Annotated in this window: 22 protein-coding genes and 1 tRNA gene; 14 read left to right on the top strand and 9 right to left on the bottom strand. The window is 60.8% G+C overall.

Translation table 11 applies throughout. The annotated features are described in order from the left end of the window. The first annotated feature begins 128 nt into the window (after positions 1-128). The 5 genes from O2S87_RS03610 (at position 129) to O2S87_RS03590 (ending at position 4,095) form a co-directional block, all read left to right on the top strand. The gene (locus tag O2S87_RS03610) at positions 129-602 is read left to right on the top strand and encodes an HTH domain-containing protein (protein ID WP_475407439.1); all 474 of its coding nucleotides are present in this window, start codon (positions 129-131) and stop codon (positions 600-602) included. Positions 603-852: 250 nt separating this feature from the next. Beyond that, on the top strand, positions 853-1,116 hold the full coding sequence (locus O2S87_RS03605) for a TrmB family transcriptional regulator (protein WP_475407438.1): 264 nt from the start codon (positions 853-855) through the stop codon (positions 1,114-1,116). 141 nt (positions 1,117-1,257) lie between these two features. After that, positions 1,258-1,854 carry a tRNA (pseudouridine(54)-N(1))-methyltransferase TrmY gene (gene trmY, locus O2S87_RS03600; protein ID WP_475407437.1) on the top strand — a complete coding sequence of 199 codons (597 nt, stop codon included), beginning with the start codon at positions 1,258-1,260 and terminating at the stop codon, positions 1,852-1,854. Positions 1,855-1,907: 53 nt separating this feature from the next. Beyond that, positions 1,908-1,980 (top strand) — tRNA-Pro (locus O2S87_RS03595). 366 nt (positions 1,981-2,346) lie between these two features. Further along, positions 2,347-4,095 carry a S8 family serine peptidase gene (locus O2S87_RS03590; protein ID WP_475407436.1) on the top strand — a complete coding sequence of 583 codons (1,749 nt, stop codon included), beginning with the start codon at positions 2,347-2,349 and terminating at the stop codon, positions 4,093-4,095. A gap of 21 nt (positions 4,096-4,116) precedes the next feature. Here O2S87_RS03590 and O2S87_RS03585 read toward each other — a convergent pair whose 3' ends face one another. The 4 genes from O2S87_RS03585 to O2S87_RS03570 all read right to left on the bottom strand — a co-directional run bounded on the left by O2S87_RS03585 (position 4,117) and on the right by O2S87_RS03570 (position 8,692). Further along, positions 4,117-5,490 (bottom strand): cryptochrome/photolyase family protein, encoded by a 1,374-nt coding sequence (locus tag O2S87_RS03585; RefSeq protein ID WP_475407435.1) that lies wholly within the window; start codon positions 5,488-5,490, stop codon positions 4,117-4,119. A gap of 79 nt (positions 5,491-5,569) precedes the next feature. Continuing rightward, the gene (locus O2S87_RS03580; RefSeq protein WP_475407434.1) at positions 5,570-6,823 is read right to left on the bottom strand and encodes a hypothetical protein; all 1,254 of its coding nucleotides are present in this window, start codon (positions 6,821-6,823) and stop codon (positions 5,570-5,572) included. Between the two features lie 158 nt (positions 6,824-6,981). Further along, positions 6,982-8,484: a sodium:solute symporter family protein gene (locus O2S87_RS03575; protein WP_475407433.1), complete on the bottom strand. Its 1,503-nt coding sequence runs from the start codon at positions 8,482-8,484 to the stop codon at positions 6,982-6,984. Beyond that, positions 8,477-8,692, bottom strand: coding sequence for a DUF3311 domain-containing protein (locus O2S87_RS03570; RefSeq protein WP_475407432.1), 216 nt, complete (start codon positions 8,690-8,692; stop codon positions 8,477-8,479). Before O2S87_RS03570 ends, O2S87_RS03575 begins: the two co-directional genes overlap by 8 nt. A 156-nt stretch (positions 8,693-8,848) precedes the next feature. Here O2S87_RS03570 and O2S87_RS03565 point away from each other — a divergent pair, with 156 nt between their 5' ends. Beyond that, positions 8,849-9,592 (top strand): sugar phosphate isomerase/epimerase family protein, encoded by a 744-nt coding sequence (locus O2S87_RS03565; RefSeq protein ID WP_475407431.1) that lies wholly within the window; start codon positions 8,849-8,851, stop codon positions 9,590-9,592. A 155-nt stretch (positions 9,593-9,747) separates the two neighbouring features. Further along, the gene (gene dnaG, locus O2S87_RS03560; RefSeq protein ID WP_475407430.1) at positions 9,748-11,205 is read left to right on the top strand and encodes a DNA primase DnaG; all 1,458 of its coding nucleotides are present in this window, start codon (positions 9,748-9,750) and stop codon (positions 11,203-11,205) included. Between the two features lie 11 nt (positions 11,206-11,216). Here the strand turns inward: dnaG and O2S87_RS03555 are convergent, their stop codons facing one another. Together O2S87_RS03555 and O2S87_RS03550 are read right to left on the bottom strand one after the other, a co-directional pair. Then, positions 11,217-11,699: a GNAT family N-acetyltransferase gene (locus tag O2S87_RS03555; RefSeq protein ID WP_475407429.1), complete on the bottom strand. Its 483-nt coding sequence runs from the start codon at positions 11,697-11,699 to the stop codon at positions 11,217-11,219. Next, entirely contained in the window at positions 11,700-13,013 is a 1,314-nt protein-coding gene (locus O2S87_RS03550; RefSeq protein WP_475407428.1) for a DUF92 domain-containing protein, read from the bottom strand. It lies immediately after the preceding gene. A 104-nt stretch (positions 13,014-13,117) separates the two neighbouring features. On the opposite strand from O2S87_RS03550, the gene O2S87_RS03545 reads away from it, so the two are divergent. After that, complete coding sequence (locus O2S87_RS03545) at positions 13,118-13,723, top strand: undecaprenyl diphosphate synthase family protein (protein ID WP_475407427.1); 606 nt, start codon at positions 13,118-13,120, stop codon at positions 13,721-13,723. Positions 13,724-13,745: 22 nt separating this feature from the next. Here O2S87_RS03545 and uppS read toward each other — a convergent pair whose 3' ends face one another. Beyond that, positions 13,746-14,720: a polyprenyl diphosphate synthase gene (gene uppS, locus O2S87_RS03540; RefSeq protein WP_475407426.1), complete on the bottom strand. Its 975-nt coding sequence runs from the start codon at positions 14,718-14,720 to the stop codon at positions 13,746-13,748. Between the two features lie 208 nt (positions 14,721-14,928). Next, positions 14,929-16,191, bottom strand: coding sequence for an isocitrate dehydrogenase (NADP(+)) (icd, locus tag O2S87_RS03535; RefSeq protein WP_475407425.1), 1,263 nt, complete (start codon positions 16,189-16,191; stop codon positions 14,929-14,931). Positions 16,192-16,428: 237 nt separating this feature from the next. On the opposite strand from icd, the gene O2S87_RS03530 reads away from it, so the two are divergent. Both O2S87_RS03530 and map read left to right on the top strand, forming a co-directional pair. Further along, the gene (locus O2S87_RS03530) at positions 16,429-16,746 is read left to right on the top strand and encodes a HalOD1 output domain-containing protein (protein WP_475407424.1); all 318 of its coding nucleotides are present in this window, start codon (positions 16,429-16,431) and stop codon (positions 16,744-16,746) included. 60 nt (positions 16,747-16,806) lie between these two features. Then, a complete protein-coding gene (gene map, locus O2S87_RS03525; RefSeq protein ID WP_475407423.1) occupies positions 16,807-17,712 on the top strand; it encodes a type II methionyl aminopeptidase in 906 nt (301 codons plus the stop codon). 10 nt (positions 17,713-17,722) lie between these two features. On the opposite strand, the gene O2S87_RS03520 is transcribed toward map, so the two are convergent. After that, positions 17,723-17,923, bottom strand: a complete 201-nt coding sequence (locus O2S87_RS03520) for a DUF7835 family putative zinc beta-ribbon protein (RefSeq protein ID WP_475407422.1) — start codon at positions 17,921-17,923, stop codon at positions 17,723-17,725. A gap of 129 nt (positions 17,924-18,052) precedes the next feature. On the opposite strand from O2S87_RS03520, the gene O2S87_RS03515 reads away from it, so the two are divergent. The 4 genes from O2S87_RS03515 (at position 18,053) to O2S87_RS03500 (ending at position 20,843) form a co-directional block, all read left to right on the top strand. Further along, on the top strand, positions 18,053-18,598 hold the full coding sequence (locus O2S87_RS03515) for an HIT family protein (protein ID WP_475407421.1): 546 nt from the start codon (positions 18,053-18,055) through the stop codon (positions 18,596-18,598). 43 nt (positions 18,599-18,641) lie between these two features. Further along, a complete protein-coding gene (locus tag O2S87_RS03510) occupies positions 18,642-19,487 on the top strand; it encodes a TatD family hydrolase (RefSeq protein ID WP_475407420.1) in 846 nt (281 codons plus the stop codon). Positions 19,488-19,647: 160 nt separating this feature from the next. Further along, positions 19,648-20,229: a DUF2150 family protein gene (locus O2S87_RS03505; RefSeq protein ID WP_475407419.1), complete on the top strand. Its 582-nt coding sequence runs from the start codon at positions 19,648-19,650 to the stop codon at positions 20,227-20,229. A gap of 152 nt (positions 20,230-20,381) precedes the next feature. Continuing rightward, entirely contained in the window at positions 20,382-20,843 is a 462-nt protein-coding gene (locus O2S87_RS03500) for a hypothetical protein (protein ID WP_475407418.1), read from the top strand. Positions 20,844-20,957 lie beyond the last annotated feature (114 nt).

Here is a 20,957-nt window from a genome sequence, read left to right as displayed (position 1 = left end):
TCGACTTGTTCTTTTTTAGGTTGTCGCGCATTGGCTTTTTATCTTGATAGAACCTGCTTGGACTACTGAACGTCCGCGTTGAGGTGGTTGCGGCATTATATATCCGTGCTCGGCGTAGCGCACTGCTAATGATCGACACGACCGAGCAACCGCATCTCGCTGCCAAGCTCTTCATCCGGGCGGACCCAGAGCTGGGCTGTGAGAAACAGAAACAGGCCGTCTTAGAGCGGCTCGACAGGCTCGACGAGGAGGGATACATCGGAACCTACGACATTCACATCTGGTCCAAAGAGATCCGCGTCTCGGGGCCGCTCAAAGGGACCGACTACTACCAGCGCGTGTTCGACCACTTCACCGCCTTCCAGCAGTGGGCCACCGAAACCTCGGTCCGACTGAACACGGCGTTCAAGATCCGGTCGCTCGACTGTGAGATAACCGGCGAAACGTACACCGTGCTGACGTTGCCGAGCCTCTGTCTGGCCATCTACGAGGACGACGAACTCCGGGCTGTCTATCCACACGTCGACGACCAGCGGGTCCGACGGATCACCGACTGTCTCGACAGCCTCGAAACCGACACGCCGATCGAGTCCGCGAACTGACACCAGTCGATGACACGGAACGAACTCGGTCGACGCTGAGCGACCCCGTCGGCGGCTGGCTGTTTCGGTGTTCGTACCTGTCTTGTAGACATCCGATTGTAGCCCGCACAACAGCTATTAGTCAGGCCATAGTCAGTTTAGGCGAAGCGCGCGGCGAGGCTGGCTGTGGGCCACGGTGTCGCGGTCGTCTACCTACTACGACGAGCAGCAGTACAGCCAGCCCTCCAGTACTCGTCGGCGTCCCCCAACAATGTCCAACGCACACTCAGATTCCAGTCCAACAGAGCAGTACGGTCCTGCCGACCCCGAGTCGGTGTCGGTGCCGCCCGAACTCTCCTCGGATGGGGCGAAACTCGTCTATCTCTACCTCCGGGTCAGCGGCGAGTCGACGCTCGCTGAACTCAATCAGTCCTTAGAGATGAAATCCATCTCACTGCTCCCCATTTTACAAACGCTGGAACGAAAGGATCTCGTGAGCCGCGACGAGAACCGATACCTTCCGATCGCCGCGTAATCGAGTTCCTCAGTCGACGAATCACACCGATTTCAGTAGATACTGAAATCCGACACTGAGATCGGTCACTGAATGTCACTTTCGACGTGACTGTGGTCTGTAAATCCGGCCACCTAAGCCGACGGCCGTCGACCGACCGGTATGCACCAGTTCATCGTGCTCGGTCACGACGCCCCGACCACTCCCGATTTTTCGCTCTCTGATCTCGCCGGTGGAGCCGGTCGACTCGACGTGCTGTGTCGGTGTGTCAACGCCGGACTGTTCGTCTCGCACGGAATCCGCGAAGACGTTCGCGTGCATCTCGTTCTCGATGATGAGTACACGATTCGGTTCGACGGGTCGACGGCCAAACGCCTCTACCCGAACGAGCGGGCGGTCGCCTCGCGGATTCGTGGCGCGCTCGAAGCCAGAGAAGACGCCATCGGCCACCAGCCAGCCGACGTCTCGCCCGGCGTCGAACTCTACCGGATGGGCCTGGGGTCGACGCTCGAAACCGTCGCCCACGATGGAACCGTCGTCGAACTCCACGAGGACGGCGAGCCGCTGGCCGAGGCCGAGCCACTGGAAAATCCGATTTTCGTGCTCTCGGATCACCACGATTTTACTGATTCAGAAGCCCAACTATTGGCCGACCACGCCGAGCGACGGCTCAGTGTCGGTCCAGAGGTTCTGCACGCGGATCAGACGATGACGGTCGTACACAACTGGCTCGACACTGCGGGGTATCAGACGTACTGAGCGGGTCGACGGATCACAATTGTTAAAATCGGTGGCGGCATCTGGTCGACTGCGGGCCGGTGGGGTAGCTTGGTATCCTTCGGCCTTCGGGTGGCCGTAACCTCAGTTCGAATCTGAGCCGGCCCACTTCTACCCCGACGCAACAGTGAGGAGCGACAGCGACGAGCACGCGTCGGGGTTGTCTGGAACACGTGAAGATTCGAATCAGGGAGCGAACGTAGTGAGCGACCGTGGTTCGAATCTGAGCCAGCCAACTTGTACCTATCTTCTGTCGACGAGTGTATTTCCGGTCGTAGCCTTGTTCACCAGATACCACATATTATAAATGAAGTGTCATCTTAGATTTTTATAGATCATATTGCATTAGGTGTTGAGTACTCTTTTAGCGAGCATTGGGTTGAATCGCGTTCAAATGTAAGGATTTCATTATATATATATTAATATGGTAATAAAAGTAATATTCTATAGTTCGTAACAATCACTGAATCATATATGTCAGAGGAAATGATGGGCTCGACGAGACGGCGGGTACTACAGGGGATCACCAGCGCAGTCGCCCTCAGCGCGACAGCGGGCGTCGGGTCGGCAAACACTGAACAGACCGTCGACATCAACGTTGGCTACCGCAACGAACGGGGCCGCAGGGCGGCCGCGGAGGCTGCCAGCGAAACAATCCGTGAGTTCGGTTTCGACGCCGTGACGATCCGGGTTCCAGAACAGGCCGTCGATGCCCTCCAGCGCAACCAAAATATCCGATACGTCGAGGAAAACGGCAAGCTGTACCCGATCGAACAGACAACTCCCTACGGTGTTGAGACGGTCGACGCAGATGATACGACCAGCGCGGGTGAGACGGGCGCAGGTGTCAGCGTCGCTGTTCTGGATACGGGCGTCGATTACGATCACGAAGACCTCGAACAGAACATCGGCCAGGGGATCGACTGCGGTGGCGGCGAGGTTCGTGAGGGACTGGCTGACGACGATGGCTCACACGGAACGCACGTCGCTGGTATCGTCGGCGCGGTCGACAACGGCGACGGCGTGGTTGGGGTCGCCCCCGATGTCACACTCCACTCGGTGAAAGTGCTCGGCGACGATGGCGGCACGTACGATGCGGTCGCTGCCGGGATCGAGGCTTCGGCAGATGCTGGCCACCAGGTCCAGAACATGAGCTTCGGTGGTGGCGTCAGTTCACTCGTTGTAGATTCGATGCAGTATGCCGCCGACAGAGACGTTGTCATGGTCGCCGCGGCGGGCAACGGCGGCCCCTGCGACGACTGTGTAATCTTCCCCGCCTCCGCGGCCGAGACCATCGCCGTAAGTGCGACTGACCGAAACGACAATCTCGCCGAGTTCTCCTCGGCAGGCCCCGAGGTCGACATCGCCGCACCAGGGTACGAAATTCTGTCGACCGAGCCGGATGACGAATATCGATACGCCAGCGGGACCTCGATGGCGACACCGCACGTCTCGGCCGCCGCAGCGGTACTGATCGCCGCAGGCATCACCGACCGCCAGGAGGTTCGCCGTCTTCTCACCGAGTCGGCAACGGATATCGGGCTCTCGACGTCCGAACAGGGTGCTGGTCGACTTGACGTTGCTGCAGCTGTCGCACAGGCTAGCGACGAGAACGAAGACGACTCCGAACGCGTGGCAGTAACGACGAGCGAAGCGAGTGATGTTAGCTCGACAGCGGCCACGCTGGTCGGCGAGCTAACTGACCTCGAAGGGACTGACTCGGCGACGGTATTTTTCGAATACGGCCCCAGCGACGCAAGCAGTTGGGAGTCGACGACCAAACAGTCGTTGCAGACACTCGAGTCGTTCAGCCAGGATATCGAAGCCCTCGACACCGACACAGAGTACGTCTTTCGGGCAGTTGCGGAGACGACCGACGCCACCGATACCGGCGAACAGCAGGGGTTCACAACGGACACCGACAGCAGCACCGACGAGAACGCCGACCCCGAGATCGACAGCCTCTCGGTGCGAAGCCGGACGACCGGGCCGTGGTTCCGGCCGACAGCAGAATGGACAGTCACCGATGACGACGGTAATCTCGAAAGCGTGAGCATCGAACTGCTCGATGGTGGCAGGCTCGTCAGCGACCAGACCGACTCTCTGTCCGGGTCGACAGCGAGCGGTGAAACCGAGTTTCGGACTCGTGAAGACGCCGACGAGATCCGACTGACAGTCACCGACAGTGATGGGGCCACAGCCACTGCCAGCCGATCGATCTGAGTAGCCCGGACCCGGTTTTGCCTACGACTTTCCAAGCGCAGTTTCGAAGACACGTTGGCCGCGCTCGTAGGCCTCGTTCCGGTCGACAATCGGCTCGCAGTACTCCGGCGCTAACTCCGATCGCTCTGCCTCCGACAGATTCGGCCAGTCGACGATCGTTTCGGCCGCAACCCTACGCAGTTCAGGCACGTACGTTTTCACGTATACCGCCTCGTCGTCGTACTTTGCCATCTGCGCGACGGGATCGAAGATGCGTACGTCGACGCTGTCGGTTCCAGTCGAGGCGATCCACTGCCAGTTGGCGCTGTTGTTAGCGGGATCGAAGTCGACCAGTTTGTCGGCGAAGTATTCGGCCCCTTTGCGCCAGTCGACCAGCAGGTGTTTGGTCAGAAACGAGGCGACGTTCTGCCGCGGGCGGTTGTGGATGTAGCCCTCCCCATTGAGTTGGCGCATTCCGGCGTCGACCAGCGGATACCCCGTCTCGCCCTGGGTCCACGCCGAAAAGTGGTCGCGGTCGTTCTCCCACGCGATCGGGTTCGGGATCTCTTTATAATTCTCCGTGGGCAGGGCCGGATTGTAGTACAACAGGTGGTAGTTCTGCTCGCGCCATGAGAGTTCGTAGCGGAACTTGTCGATGTTTCGTCGCCCTTGATCGTCTGCGGCAGCCTCGTACCGCTGGGTTGCGTCAGCCCACACCTCACGAATCCCGATCATTCCCGTCGCGAGATATGGAGAGAGACGCGATACTGCACCCACCGGTCGGTCGACGGCCGCTGCCATGTCGTCTCGTGTGTCGTTGTACGACTCGATACCGTCGGCTAAGAACTCGTCGTATCGTGCTCTGGCCGCCTCGTAGCCGGCTGTGGGAAGATCGATATCCGGGGTGGCCTCAAGAACGGGTGCCTCGTCGGTCACTTCGGCGAGGTCGTCGCTGCCCGGTACCGCCGCTGGGGTCGACTTCTCGACGTCTTGCCAGTCGTTGTAGAACTGGCTGTGGCTCGAATACCGTGGGGCTAACCCCACCGGGTCGACCAACACCAGATCGGTCACTGACTCGGTCGGCAGCGCCTCGTCGACCCGCCTTTGACGGGCCCGCCGAAACGGACCGTAGTGGTGGTTGTAGTAGAGTCGATCCGCACCGTACTCGTCGACGATCCGCCCGAGCGTCTCAACGGGTGGGCCCTCGCGGATAACCAACTCTGAGCCGAGCTCGCGGTAGTGATCTTTCAAACATTGGACGCCATTTATAAAGAAAGCCCACTGACGCGCACCCATCCGCTCGCGGAGAGCCGGATCGACGAGATACACCGGAACCGTCCTGTCGTCGGCGGTAGCCGCGGCCAACCCGTTGTTATCACGAACCCGAAGGTCGCGTTGATGCCAGAAGATATGCATACCAAGTGGTGGGTACCGAGACAGATGACAGGCGCGGTCGAGACGAACTGTCGAGCGTCACCGCAAGCGCTGATGGTGCTCAGTACAGATCCATATCGAGACTGTCGAGCACCGAGTCGACGAAGATCGCCCGACGGAGCGTTCCGTCGGGTCGCACGCCCTTATGAATGGCCGCGACGAGCAGCCCGTCGTCGGTCGAAACGAAGTACGGTCCGCCAGAATCGCCGCCCGTGCTGTGGATGTCGACGCCGAGCTCGCGGTGGCCGTCCTCGTGCTCGGTGAGCTCAACGATCCGACCCTCACATCGCCCGGAGACCGCTCCCTGTTTATATATGGGCCTGTCTTCGGCGTGGTAGCGTTCGAGCAGCGACCAGCTTGCGGTGCCAACGAACGGCCGGTCGTCGTAGGTGTCGCCGCCCGGCTCGGCGAGAAACCGACTCGGAAAGGTGTCGGTGTCGACAGCGACCGCCGCGGCGTCAATCGCCGGCTCGGCGGTCGTCCCTAGACCGTGACACCGACCGATCGAGTGGGGTCGTCTCGACTGATACAGCTCGGCCCCGCGGAGGTCGGCCGGCTCGTGGTCCCGCTCGGGCTCGAAGGTGTGGGCGGTCGTGACGATGACAGCCTGGCCGTCGCGAAGCCCACGAAACCCGGTCGAGGCGATCTTGCCGAGCGTCTCGCTTCTGACCGCCGCACCTTGGGCGATCCCCTTGGCGCGGTACCGGGCGTCGGAAAACCGCCCAAAACGGTGCTTGCAGTCGGCCTCTGGCTCTGCTGGAGGCCGTGTTCGAACCTCGACGTCGACCTCGTCGATCTCGTCGCGAAGCCGGTCGTCGTCGACCACGGCGTCAAGTCGATCCCTGAACAACTCGATCGCCTCCGAGGCCCGCTGTTTGTCACTATCGGTCGGACAGTCGACGACCAGCCGAAGCCCGTCGGTCGAGTACGCTCTGCTCACACCGTACGTCTCGCGTAGCTGTTGGCTGTCGGTCTCGACACTCGCATCGAGCTCTGAGACCGCCTCAAGAAGCGTGTCAGCGAACTCCTTGCTGGCGGTGATTTCGTCGACCGTCTCGGCGTCGACCGACGCCGACAAGGTCTCGGTTTCCGGTGGCTCGTCGGGGCGTGTTCCGTCGTCGAACCGTGCCTGGTCGACAATCCGGCGGCCACGCTGGATCGATTCGGTGGCCGTCGAATCGACAGTCGACTCGTCGGTAGACCGGTTGTCGACTGTTATTGACCTATCGGCTGCTCTTGTACGCCCACTGATAATCGAACTGAGAGGAAACAGACCGCTCGCAGTTGCTGTCTGAATAAAGGTGCGGCGGTTCATTTCAAATGCGTACAGATAGCTACCACGACGCCTCACATAGCTGTGTTTGGCCCCCACGTTGAGAGTCGGTTTAGTCGACCGGTCGAACTGATCGATCAATCGCTCAGCCGGTCAGCCGGTCGGTGGGTCGACTGCGCACCGCGAGACGTACCGCCGACCTAATCGGCACCGACTGCGAACCGTGTGGCGTCCTCGTCAGCCGCCGGCGTGGTCAACACCGAGACACCGACGGTCAACAGTGCGCCGACGAGCATGGTCGCGAGCGCGACGTCCCAGCCTCCGTAAGTGCTGGCGAACAACGGAACGGCCGTTCTGCCGAGGTCGACTGTCACGGTCGGAACGAACACGTGTGAGAGATACAGCAGTTGACTGCTCACGATTCCCGCGAGCATCCCATCGCGAGTCGTTCCCGACCAGTAGAGCGCGATCATCACCGGCAAGGTGAGTTGGGCAAACCCACCAAACGCGGTGTCACCCACCTCGATGAGCGTCCCCGGTCGACTCAGACTGGCAACGAAGGCGGCCGTGGCAAACAGCGCCACCCCGATACGCGCGAGCCACGCCTCGCGGGTCTCGTCGAGATCCGGGTCGACGAACGGCCGGTAGAGGTCACGGATGAAGTACGACGATCCCGACAGCAGCATCGAATCCGACGAGGACATCATCGCGGCCAGCGCGCCCGCGATCACGAGCGCAGCGAACCAAACCGGCGTGTACTCCGCCAGCAGAATGGGCAGGACGTTCTCGCCGTCAGGGACCGAAATCCCGAGGCCGGCGGCCCACGTCCCGAGCAGGAACGTCGGGACGAAAAGCAACAACACCAAAACGGGCCACAGAACGAACGACCGCTTGAGCACGCGCTCGGAGCGAGCGACGAAAAAGCGCTGGTTGATCTGGGGAAACATCGTGACGCCGAAAGCGATCACGACCGCACTCGAAATAATGTACTGGGGTGTGTAGAAGTCGCTGCCGAGCGCAAGAAACTCCGGGTTCGTCCCGGCGAGCGCCTCGGTCGCACCGCTCGGTCCACCGACCGCCGACAGCACCCAGCCGACCGCCAGCCACGTCACCGACAGCATGAACAGCCCCTGGATCGTATCAGTCCAGGCGACGCCGCGCATCCCCGCGATCGTCACGTAGACGATCATAAACGCGGTAATGAGCGCCGCCCCTGCCCAGTAGGGAACCGTGCCGCCTGTCAGTCCGGCGATCGCCTCACCAGCGCCCATCTGCTGGAGCATCACGTACGGAAACAGCCAAAACAGGCTCACACCGGCGACGAGTCCACGGAGACGTGTCGACCCGAATCGATCGCCCAACATCTCCGAGAGCGTGACGTAGCCCTGTTGCTGGCCGACGAGCCACTGTTTGTAGCCGATGAGGTACCAGAGAATCGCGAACAGGATGCCGTCCATCACACCCATAACGAGAATCCACTCGGGGCCCTGTGCGTAGGCGATGTTTGGCCCGCCGAAGAACGTAAATGCCGACAGCAGCGTTGCGAACGTCGTAAACAGCAACACGAGCGTTCCGATCGATCGGTCGGCCAGATAGTAGTCCTCGGCGACGTTGCTCGTCACGCGGTAGGCGACCAGCCCGACCAGCAGCGAGACGACGAGATAGCCGCCGATCACGCCGAGTTGGATCGACAGCTCAGACATCGCTCATCCCCATGAATCGGTTCCAATCCGTGCGTGCGAAAATCGAGAACACGACGCTTGCGACGACCATCCAGCCGATATGCCACCAAAGCCAGAGCGGAAGTCCGGCGGCGACTCGCCCGTCGCCCCACAAGAACCACGGAACCGACAAGACAACCAAGAGTGTGAACGTCACCACCCATACGAGGGTTCGGATACGCACTGTCATTACGATATGTAGTCAACAGACCTACCTAAACATTACTAATCGCCCTCAGAGTGACGTATTGAAGAGAAAATCCCATCAATACAGTCCATCGTCGCAGAGTGTCGCATCAGTCGACGAGTCACGAGCTATAATCGGCTCCGGGGCAAATGGAGTAACATGCAGACTGCTGTCCAACTCTACTCGTTTGAGGCCTCGCCGCTGTCGCTGGTAGCCCAACTCGAAGCGGTCAAGCGGGCGGGATTCGACGGTGTCGAGTTCGCCGGACTCGACGCCGAGTCCGGGCCGGTTCGGTCGGCGCTTTCGCGACTGGGGCTGGCAGCCCCAAACGCCCACATCCCCTTGTCGACGCTCGAAGGCGGCGTCGAAAGCGCAACCGAGCCCTACCGCGAACTCGGCGTCGAGACGGTCGTTATTCCCTATGTCGACCCCGCGCGACTCCAACCGGGGACGATCCGCGGGGCGGCCGCAGCCATCGACAGCGTCGCGGCCGAACTCAACGCCCATGGCTTGGGAGTGGCCTACCACAACCACGACGCCGAGTTCGACCAGATCGACGGCCAGTTCGCACTCGACGTGCTCATCGAGAACACCGGCGTGGGGATCGAACTCGATGTCGGCTGGGCCGCCGCAGCCGATGCCGATCCAGTCGCGCTGATCGACCGGTATGCCGACCGGCTGACGGCGATCCACCTCAAAGACGTTCGGCTCGATTCGACCACCGCTCGTGGGGGACGCTCAGTCGACCTCGGCAAGGGGGACGTAGATCTCGACGGCTGTCTCGAAGCGGCCAGCGCAGCCGACGTGCCGTGGGTGATTTTCGAGCACGACGCGCCCGCTCAGCCCATGAAATCGCTCGAACACGCTGGCGAGTGGGTGGCCGAACGACGAGCCATATTCTAATTTTAGCGAGTGGACCAAGAGAAGTCGACGCGTTTGGGCTCGACGACAGCTATTTCTGACCGCAGTCTTTATAAAGAGTGTTGGTGCAGTTACCGACTTCACCACGATCAGTATCCCGATCACCATCACGATCATCTCCCTACGGGGAACACAGCATGGACGATACAGCAAAATACCTCATTCACGCTCGCATTGCGGCCGACGGCGTCGTTGAGCGGAGCGACGTTGTCGGCGCGGTCTTCGGTCAGACCGAGGGCCTACTCGGCGACGAGTTGGATCTCAGAGACCTCCAGCAGTCATCGAAAGTCGGCCGGATCGACGTCGAGATCAGCTCCGAAAACGGCCAGTCGTTCGGCACGCTCACGATCGCAACGAGCCTGGATAAGGCCGAAACCGCCATTCTCGGCGCGTCGCTCGAAACGATCGAGCGCGTCGGCCCGTGTCGAGCCAGTATCGAAATTACGAGCATCGAAGACGTTCGCGCGGCCAAGCGCCGGGCTGTCGTCGACCGCGCAAAGGAACTCCTTGCATCGGCGTTCGACGAAACTGCCATTTCGAGCCAGGAGCTGTTGGCTGACGTCAGAGCCTCGGCCGAGGTCGAGGAAATCACTGACTACGCCGGGCTTCCCGCGGGGCCGAGCGTCGGCTCCTCGGATGCGATCATCATCGTCGAGGGGCGCGCCGACGTGCTCCAACTGCTGAAACACGGCATCAAAAACGCCGTCGGCGTCGAGGGAACGAACGTCCCCGACGCTGTCGCCGAACTGACTGCCGATCGCACCGTTACCGTGTTCGTCGATGGCGACCGTGGCGGCGAACTCATCCTCAGAGAGCTACTCCAGGTCGGCGATGTCGATTACGTCGTGTTCGCGCCCGCGGGCCAGTCGGTCGAGGACCTCTCACGCGAGGTCGTCCACTCGTTGCTCCGCGAGAAGATCGCTGCCAACCTGCTCGAAGACGCCCAGAACATCCGCGAGACGATCGCCGGACTCGTCGAAACCGCCCACCAGCCGTCAGCAACCAACGGTGAGACAGTCGAGCCGACGGCCACTGCATCCGATTCGTCAGCTACAGCGCCCGACTCGACGACCGAAACGCCCGATGCACCGAGTAGTTCGGCAACCGAGGTCGAAGTGGTTCCGACCAGTTCGGCCGAGGCCACGCCGCCCACATCGGAGCCAGCTGTCGATTTAGCTGACGAAGTCTCGGTCGATGAGTCAGCTGACTCGGTGGCTGACGAGTCGACGACCGACTCGTCGGCCACGAACTCGGCAGACGAGACAGTGGATGACGACCGACCGTCGACGCTTCGGAGCCACATTCGCGACGTCATCGACGAGCAAACGGGCACATCGCGCGTTCTCTCCGAATCGTTTGAGACGCTGGCAGAGGTCGACCCTGCTGATCTCGTCTCGATTCTCGAAACGGTCGACGAACCGTTCGCCGTCGTGCTCGACGACGAACTCACCCAACGGCAGCTCGACGTGGCCGCCCAACACGGGCTCGATCACATCGTTTCCCGGTCGACTGGTGAGTTCGTCAAACAGCCGGTTGGCACACGCGTGCTGACCGCCGACCAGCTCCGGACGTCCGAACTCGACGTCGAAGCCTAAGGCGTCGTTAGTCACTGTTTACTCGCGCTATGAGAGTATCGAAGCGTTAGGCCCTCACTACTGTCGAACAGATCGGCCGAGCGACTGGTTTCGACGAAGCCGACCTGTCGGTACAACGATCGAGCAGGGTCGTTTTGTGCACTGACATGAACGGTTACGTCGCGACCGGAATCAGCACAGATCGTACGTAACAGGGCGCTTGCACGGCCCTGTCGACGATAGTCAGAGGCGACGACGAGTTCGGCGATGTGTGTCGCTGGCCCCTCGACAGCGAGCAGATACCCAACTGGGCAGTCGTCATTGGTGGGGCTCACGAGGAGTCGACACGCTCGTAGTGCTGGTGGGCCAAGAGAGCCGACCTGCTCGCTTGCCTGCTCGGCGAGCGCGGTCGACAAAAGCCCTGGAGCGGTCTCCGGAAGAAGCGTTTGTAGTCGCTCGACAGCGGCCGCATCGGTGGGCCGGGCAGGCCGAACGGCCGGGAAATCCGACGGCATTCAAATCATCCAGACTGCGAGGCCAGCGCTGGCCAGCCCACCGCTGAGCGTCGCGAGGAAGTTGACCCACTGGTTGCCGAGCCGACCGCCCTCGACGGTCGCACCGAGGAGGCTGTCGACGGTCATCCCGACGAGCCCTCCGATGGCGACAACCAGCGCTGCGAGCCAGACCGGACCCAGTGGCAGCACAATCGTCGCAAGCAAGCCGGTCAGTCCGACGCCGGCGAGTCCCGCGAGTTCGCCCTGCCACGTGATTGCGCCATCAGTTCCGGGCTCGACGCGTTCGAGCGTCGTGATGAGTCGCGGCCGATCGAACAGGCCGCCGATCTCGCTCGACAGGGTGTCACCGAGCGCGGTCGACAACGAGCCACAGAAGGCGAACAGACAGACTACTGCCAGCATACCGGCACCGTCGACGAGCGCAAACCCAAGTACAGCACCGAGGCCGACCGCGGCGTTCGCCAGCACGTTGCCGGTGCCACGGGCGCCGTCGTTGCCCTCGGCGACCCCTCGAGTCTCTTTATCACCGTAGCGGAACTTCGACGAAAGCCCCCCGATACCGAAAAACGAGATCAGGACAGCGAACCAGCCGAAGCCGCCGAGAACGATCGTGAGTACGCCGAGCAGGACGCCAGTGAGCATCCCAGAGACCGAGGCGGTCCCCAGAACGTAGGAGATCGCACCGAGGACAACCGTGACCACCAGCGCCGCGACGAGTTCGACTGGTGGCACCGTTTCGACGAGCTCGGCGAACAGCCAGACGACGAGTCCAACCGAGAGCAACACGAGCGGATCGTCGCGTTCGTAGAGCAACTCGCGGAGTAGTGCGGCGATCAACGCCCCGACGATCGACAGAAACGTCACGACCGACCATTCGACGCTCGTCGACGTCTGTAGACCGACGAGCGATTGGCCGACAATTCCGGCGACGAAGCCGGCGGCGACAAAGCCAGCGACGGTCAGAAACGGTTGACTGGTCAGCCGACGGACGGCTTCCATGCCGAGGTTGCCGAATCCGAGAATAAGCAGCGTCGCAACGAACACGTCGACCGGCAGCGGCGTCCGGGGAACCGTGGCCAACAGCGCGAGTGCGGCCGCCGCCAGCGAAAAGCCCGCCAACCCGTTGAGCCGACCGTCCTCGCGGTCGCCCGGGCGGGCGAACAGTTCGAACAGGGGGCCACTACTGATTCGGAACGCAGCCACGAGCCCGATCAGTCCGAACGGGATGGCCGTCGACGGGCCCAACACTGGAGCCGCCAGCGCGAGGCTCGCAATGGCGGCAAACCCTCCAGCGCGTCGAAGCCGGTCTGTCACACAACCGGATATCGCCGAGAGACACTTAACGCTCCCGACACGCCGAAACGCCGTGTGGGTCGGTGACAACGAGGTTTTTATCTCTCCGTACTGACCTTCCAGCAGTGCTGTACGACACCTATCTCGCCGTTCGGCTCCGTCGACGCTCGCAACCACCGCCCGGTCACGTCGCGGTCGTCATCACCGAGCGAGACCTGCTCGAAGCTGGCGCATACGACACGCTGTCGTCGTTTTTCGAGTGGGCTGTCGAGTACGGAACCGACCGGATCACCGTCTCGGTCAGCGTGCTCGATGAGGCGGTGATCCCGACGCTCCGCCGCGAGCTCGCCGAGCTTTCGGCCCCGCGCCCGCTCGCGGTCAGAGGCCCAGAGGACACCGAACAGGTCGATGAGCCGATCCAGATCTCGATCGGACTCGGTGGCAAACGCGAGTTCACCGAAACGGTGCGCCAGCTCGCCGAGGCTGTCGAAACCGGCGAGCTATCGCCCACCGAAATCGAGGCCGAACACATCGACGATCGGCTCGTGTTTCGAGACGAGCCTGATCTGGTCATCAAAACCGGAGCCGAACGGCTCTCGGATTTCATGATCTGGCAGTCGGTCTACTCGGAACTCTACTTCACGGACGTCAACTGGCGGGATTTCCGCAAGCGCGACTATCTCCGGGCGCTGCTTGATTACGCGGATCGACAGCGGCGGTTCGGCGAGTAACGTTCGCCGCGCGACCCGTATGTTAGTCGGCTGACCCTGCAGTGGGCTGGTCGACCGCCTCTGCGCTCACCGTCGACTCGCCGGGCTGTTGATTTTCGAGTTCGTCGGCAACCGCTTGGAGACCCGCCTGCGGCAGGTGTGTGTGGAGCCGTCCGGCGACGGTTCGGGCCTCTTCGAGTTCGACGCTGCCGAGCGCTCGCACGAGTGCGACAGCGCGGTCGACCTTGCTCTGTTGCCACGACTGTTCGCGCGACTGGTAAGTCCGGATCCCTCTGAGGAAGTCGACTTTCGAGAATTCGGGCCAGTAGGGCGCACAGAAGTAGACGGCTGCCTCATTGCCGTTGGCGTGCCACGGCAGGAAGTTCGACGTCCGTTCGTCACCGCCGGTCCGGATGATGAGGTCGACGTCTCTGAGCGGCTGTCGATACAGTCGTCGTTCGATAGCCGGGACGTCGATGTCGCTCGACGAAAGCTCGCCAGCGTCGACGGCGTCAGCGACCTCGCGGGCCGCCCGAAGCAGTTCGTTGCGGCCGCCGTAGGCCAGCGCGACGTTGAGTCGAAAGCGACTGTACTCGGCGGTCTGTCGCTCGGCGTAGTCGATCGCCGTCCGAACGCGCTCGGGGAGCCGTTCGATCTCACCGATCGCACGCATACAGACCTCGTTTTCGTGCACCTGGTCGCTGTCGGCCAGTTCGTACAGCTTCGATTCGATAATGTCGAACAGCGGTTCGCGCTCGGCGGGCGGGCGGTTGAAGTTCTCCGTCGAAAACGCGTACAGCGTCAACTCCTCGATGCTGAGCTCCTCACACCAGTTGAGCACCTGTTCGGAGGTATCGGCTCCCGCGCGGTGACCATCCGGTGCAGCGCGTCCCTGCTTGCGGGCATAGCGCCGGTTTCCGTCCTGGATGATTGCAATGTGTGTCGGACCGCCGTCGATCTCACGGTGGAGGAGCCGCTCGTAGGTCCGCTGGAGTCGTCGACCGATCCACGTGTTCATCTACTGCAGGCTGTCAGCCCGGAGCTATGTGTGTCTTGCCATTCATATCCAGAGTAGTCATCCCCTACCGGCCAGTAGGAAGTAATTACGACCGAGTTACCCCCTGAAGTGGGGTTCGAACGACGGCTTGCCCGAACCGACTACCGGTTGGGCGATGGGTTTCGGTGTTGGAGTCTGAAATCACTCCGACACGTGCATGTAGGTGATTTTATGCGATCTGCTCGATGTTTTCGACGACTGCGTCGGCGAACTCGCTGGTGGCGAGTTTCTCGCCGCCGTCGATCTGTCGGTGCAGATCGTAGGTGACTGTTCCGTCGACGATGGTCTGTTCGACGGCGTCGCGGACGAGCTGTGCAGCATCTTTCCAGCCCAGATAGTCGAGCATCTCTCGACCCGAGAGGATCATCGCAGTCGGGTTGACCTTGTCCTGGCCAGCGTACTTGGGTGCGCTGCCGTGGACCGGCTCGGCCAGACAGCGACCGTGCCCGTAGTTCGCACCTGGGGCGATGCCGAGTCCACCGATCTGGGCGCCGGCAGCATCGGACATGTAGTCGCCGTTGAGGTTCATTGTGGCGATCACGTCGTACTGATCCGTTCGAGTTAGGAGCTGCTGGAGCATGTTGTCGGCGATGCGGTCGTTGACCACCACGGTGCCCTCGGGTTGTTCGCCATCGTACTCCTCCCAGAGTTCGTCTTCGGTGATGACGCTCTCGTCGTACTCTTCTTGGGCAACCTCGTAGCCCCAATCGCGGAACGCGCCCTCGGTGAACTTCATGATATTGCCCTTGTGGACAAGCGTCACCGTTGGTCGGTCGTTAGCGATAGCGTAATCGATGGCCTCGCGGATGAGCCGCTTCGAGCCGAACTCGGTGATCGGTTTGATACCGATGCCGACCGGACCGTCGTGGATGACGCCCGTCGCGCCCATCTTGTCTTCGACGAACTGCTTTACCTGCTCGACCTCGTCGGTTCCTGCCTCCCACTCGATGCCCGCGTAGACGTCCTCGGTGTTCTCCCGGAAGGTGACCATATCCATCGCGCTTGGATTCTTCACTGGTGACGGCACGCCGTCGAGATAGTAGGTCGGTCGAACGTTGGCGTACATGTCGAGCTTCTTGCGCAGTGCGACGTTGAGTGAACGGAAGCCCGCGCCGACCGGCGTCGTGAGCGGGCCCTTGATCGCCACGCGGTGTTCGCGGATCGCGTCGACCGTCTCCTGGGGGAGGTTCTCGTCGTACTTTTCGCGCGCCGAACTCCCGGCGTACAGTCGCATCCACGCGATCGAACGGCCGGTCGCTTCGGCGGCCGCATCCAGTACCTTCTGGGCCGCAGGGCCGACATCCGAGCCGATCCCGTCACCGTAGATGATCGGAATGATTGGCGTCTCTGGAACGTTCAGCTCCCCGGTTTCCTCATCGGCAAGCGTGATCTTCTTGCCCTCGTCGGGAATCTCGATCTGGTCGTAGCTCATAGACAGTGACGGATTTTCAGGGGATCGTAAAAGTCCTGCCGTTCTCTGTGTCATCAAAATAGCGAGTGTATATCGAACAAAAAACCACATCTGGTACTAATTGAGAGCGTAATTCGATAAACATCCACCTCTTCACCGTCAGAGACGCCCACGCCCTCCAGTACCTAATCACAGATGAACCTGTAAGCAACCAGGAGTATTAAGTAGACCCACATTAACATTTATTATGATTGTCCCATGGCAACAGCACACACTACCAGTGTCGACGACCATATCCACCGGACGATGTTTGATCCGGGAGCGAAAGACCCCTGTACGGCGGTTCTCCAGGCGATCGAAGCGGCAACTGGTGGGGGAGATCGAACAGTGCTTGCCGACAGTATCGACCCGGATACGCTGACACAGCTATTCCGGGGCGACCGCTGTGGTTCGTGGATGTTGAGCTTCGATCACGCGGGACTGGAGGTTACTATCTGGGCGAGCGGTCGAATTCATGTCGACACCTCCCCACTGGAACCAACGAGTACCGGTGGCGACTCGACAGACGCTGACTGATGACCACATCGAGTTCCGCGGTCGGAACCTCTTTGCGGATGACCTGCTAACCGAGCGGGTATGCCCATTGGACCGCTTGATGACGACGCAGCCGATAGCTACCGCGAAGCCGGCGACATTCTCGTCGAGACGATGAACGAGGCGCGAGAGATGATCGAACCTGGCGTCACCCAGCTCGAAGTCGCCGAGTACGCCGAAGACCACATCCGACAGTCCGGAGCGGGGCTCGCGTTTCCGGTCAACATCTCGGTCGACGAGGAAGCTTCGCATGCGACGCCCGCCCGCGATGACGACACCGAGTTCGGCGACGAGATGATCTGTCTGGATATCGGCGTCCACGTCGACGGCTACATCGCCGACGCGGCTGTGACGGTCGATTGTACCGACACTGTCGATCTAGTCGAAGCCTCCGAACAGGCGCTCAAAGCCGCGGTCGACGCGGTCGGACCGGGTGTCGAGGTTGGCGCGGTTGGCGCGGAGATCGAATCGGTTATCGATGGCTATGGCTACACACCGATCCTCAACCTGACGGGCCACGGTGTCCAGCGTTACGACGCCCACACAGGGCCGAATATTCCGAACCGTGAGGTCGGTCGAAGCGTCGAACTCGAAGTCGGCCAGGTGATCGCTATCGAGCCGTTCGCCACCGATGGTCGCGGGAAAGTCGGCGAAGGTGCGACCGAAGAGATCTACGAACAGGTGAGCGACGGCAGTGTCCGGGACCGTCGGGCACGACAGGTACTCGACGAGATCGAGGCGTTCGACGATCTACCGTTTGCGGCCCGATGGCTCGAGGGCTCGCGCTCAGAAATGGCGCTCCGCCGACTCAAAATGGCGAATATCGTCAAAGGGTATCCGGTGCTCAAAGAGTCGAATGGCCAACTCGTGAGCCAGGCCGAACACACACTGATCGTGACTGAAGATGGCTGTGAAGTGACGACCGCAGGGATTCACGGCTTCGATTAAGCGACTCTGCTCAGGCGTTGTTCATCCGCATCGTCGTCTCGGCGCCGCAGTCGACACATTGAGTGAGCCGATACGGTTCACGAGAGAACTCTGCGTTTTCGGGCTTTTGACTCTCGGTTCGAATCTCGACGCGAACCACATGCTGTGTCTCCCGGCCACACTCTGAACAGTACTCGACGGTGTTGTTGGGGGTTGAGGGCGTTGTGGCCATGTATCGTTCCGATAGACCGCACACGAGAATAAAACCACTAGCCGACCGAACTGACTGTCTACTGCTAATAGGGATGCGTAGGCGTCGACTAACAGACACGACTATAGGGGTCTATTGACTGTATCTCGTATGGAGCAGCTTTTCGCACCCTGGCGGATCGAGTGGGTCGAACGCGACGACAAAAACGCCGAGCTCGATGGCTGTCCGTTCTGTGTGCTTCCCGAACAGGATCTGGATCGATCGAATCTCGTCGTCGCCGAAAGCGACTCCGCGTTCGTTCTCCTCAACAACTACCCGTACAACCCCGGCCACGCGATGGTAATTCCACGCCGACACGTCGGCCAGTACACCGACCTCTCCGAGCCAGAACTGTTCGATCACGCCCGGCTCAAACAGGTCACGATCCGTGCACTCAACGCGGGACTCCACCCGGATGGATTCAACACGGGGATGAACCTGGGTGACGGCGCTGGCGGCTCGATCGGTGACCATATCCACACCCATATCGTCCCGCGGTGGCGCGGCGACACCAACTTTATGCCGGTCATCGGCGACACCAATGTCATCGTCGAGGCAGTAGCCGACACCTACGACCGGCTTCACGAAGGGTTCGCCGAACAGCCCGGCGCGGTCGACGAGGGCCCCGAAACCGCGGTCCGGTTCAGCTTCGAGTAGTCGAACCCTACCGACTATTGTGTCGCCGAACGAACGCCGGGCCATGGAGGAATTGGAGACGCCAGTACTCGACAACCATCTGCACCTCGATCCGCAACGGGGACGCGGCATGGACGCGGTAGAGGAGTTCGCCCGACTCGGTGGCACCCACCTCATGATCGTCAATCAGCCGTCGTGGAAACTCGGCGTCGACTCGACCGAGCCCGAAGCGTTCCGGTCGGTCTTCGAGACGACCTGCGAGATCGTAACCCAGGCCACCGACCGCCTTCCGGGTCGAGCGTGGGCCATCCTGGGTGCCCATCCGGGCCTGATTAGTCGACTTACCGACGAGCGGGGCTGTTCGCCCACCGAGGCTCGCGACTGCATGCAGGACGTGTTGGATATCGCTGGCGAGTACGTTCGCAACGGGAAGGCCTTGGGCCTGAAATCCGGTCGACCGCACTACGACGTTTCGGAGGCTGTGTGGGAGGCCTCGAACGACGTGATGAAACACGCGTTTTCGCTGGGTGTGGAGGTCGATTGTGCGGTCCAACTCCACACCGAAGCAAGCGAGGATCTGACAGACGTTGCCGACTGGGCCGAAGCGCAGGGGTTGGCTGCTCACAAGGTCGTCAAGCACTACGCGGGCGGTCGACTCGCTGGACCGACACCGAGCGTGATGAGTAACCGCGACTGGATCGAAACCGCGGCCGAATCCGGCGAGCCCTTTCTCATGGAGACCGACTTCATCGACGATCCGGAGCGGCCAGGGGCGGTGTTGGGGCCGAAAACGGTGCCACGCCGGGTTCGGTGGCTCGCCGAACAAGGATACGACGAGGCCATCGCCCGCGCCCACATCGAGACGCCGAAACTGGTGTACGGAGTCGACACCGAGTCGGCACTCTCGTGAGTGTAACGGTCGAACTGAGTGGACAACCATCTCTTATCAGTGGGTAGTCATTCCCTACGAGCGGGTAGTTACCGGCTAACAGCCGAGTTGTGGCCAGATCTGGATGCTGAGAGTCACTCGATAAGAAAGGCATTTGAGTCCCCACCCAGAGTAATGACGTATGACAGATGAGCCCGCCGAGACGTTTTACTCCGAAGATCGCTGGCAGAACTGGCTAACGCGGGTCGACGACGAGGATCTCGATCCCGAAAGCGAAGAGTTCGCTCGACTCTACTTTAATCTGCAGAACGACACGACGATCGCGATCGCAAAGGTGATTTCGGCAGCGAAAGACGACCGCGTCGACGAGGAGACCACTCTCGAAAAGCTCGAATTCATCAACGAAGTCGTCATGGCTCCGCCGGAGTTCGACGACGAGGAGGCACTCCTGTTGATCGACAGCGTTCAGACGAGCCTCGTTCCAGTTTTCTATGCAGCCGAGGAGTACGTTATCGGTGGCCCCGTCGACGAGTATTCGATAGACGAGTGTATCACCGCCGCTATCGAGGTCGCTTCGGACGAAGAAGACGTCGACGCTGCACTGGCGTATCTCGTCCAAGCAGGCACCCAGATCATCGACGGCGAGGAGTTCGACGGAACTGCGGTCGACGAAATCGACTCGTGGCTCGTTTCGGAGTGGCTCAACGGTCTCGATAGCCTCCAAGACGCCTTTTCCGATCCGGAAGTCATCGAAGAACAGTAGCTGTTGGTGGATAGTACGCGGCAATTCGAGGCCGCGTTACCGCGAAACCGAAGCGAACAGTCGACAACTGAGGGGCCGACCCTGTTGGTATATTGTTATAAATATGGATATTCATACAACCTTTTTATATTGATAGGTCCTTCTCTCTGAGAATGAGGGCCTGGATCAGGATGGACAACCGCGGTGTCTCGGAAGTTGTCGGTGCCGTGTTGGTGTTCGGAATCCTGATACTCCTGTTGTCGATATACCAGGTCTCGGTGGTTCCGAACCAGAATGCGGAAACGGAGTTCGAGCACAACCAGTTGGTCGAAAACGAGTTCGTCGACCTTCGAAATGCGGTTCTCGACGCACGATCGTCCGGTGAACAAACGTTTTCATCGGTAACGCTTGGCACACAGTATCAGAATCGGTTTTTGGCGATCAACCCTCCCCCACCGACGGGAACGCTCGAAACGCTCGAACAGGCCAACATCAGCGTTACTGTACAAGGAGACGATGAGGCAGATCCGTTGGGATTGGCTGATCGACCGCTCGAAAACCAGTTCGTCGAGTACACTCCCGACTACTTCGAGTACTCTGAGGCCGGAACGATACGCTACGACGCTCTTATGTAGAAACGTGGAAAGTCCCTATAGCTACGGTCTACGGTCCCAAATGAGGAGATATGCCCTCCTCAGATCCAGCCTTCGGCCGGATGCTTCGCCAGCTCGTCGATCTTGGCGTGATCA

Source organism: Halohasta sp. A2, assembly GCF_056175805.1.
This window is presented reverse-complemented; position numbering and strand designations above follow the sequence as displayed.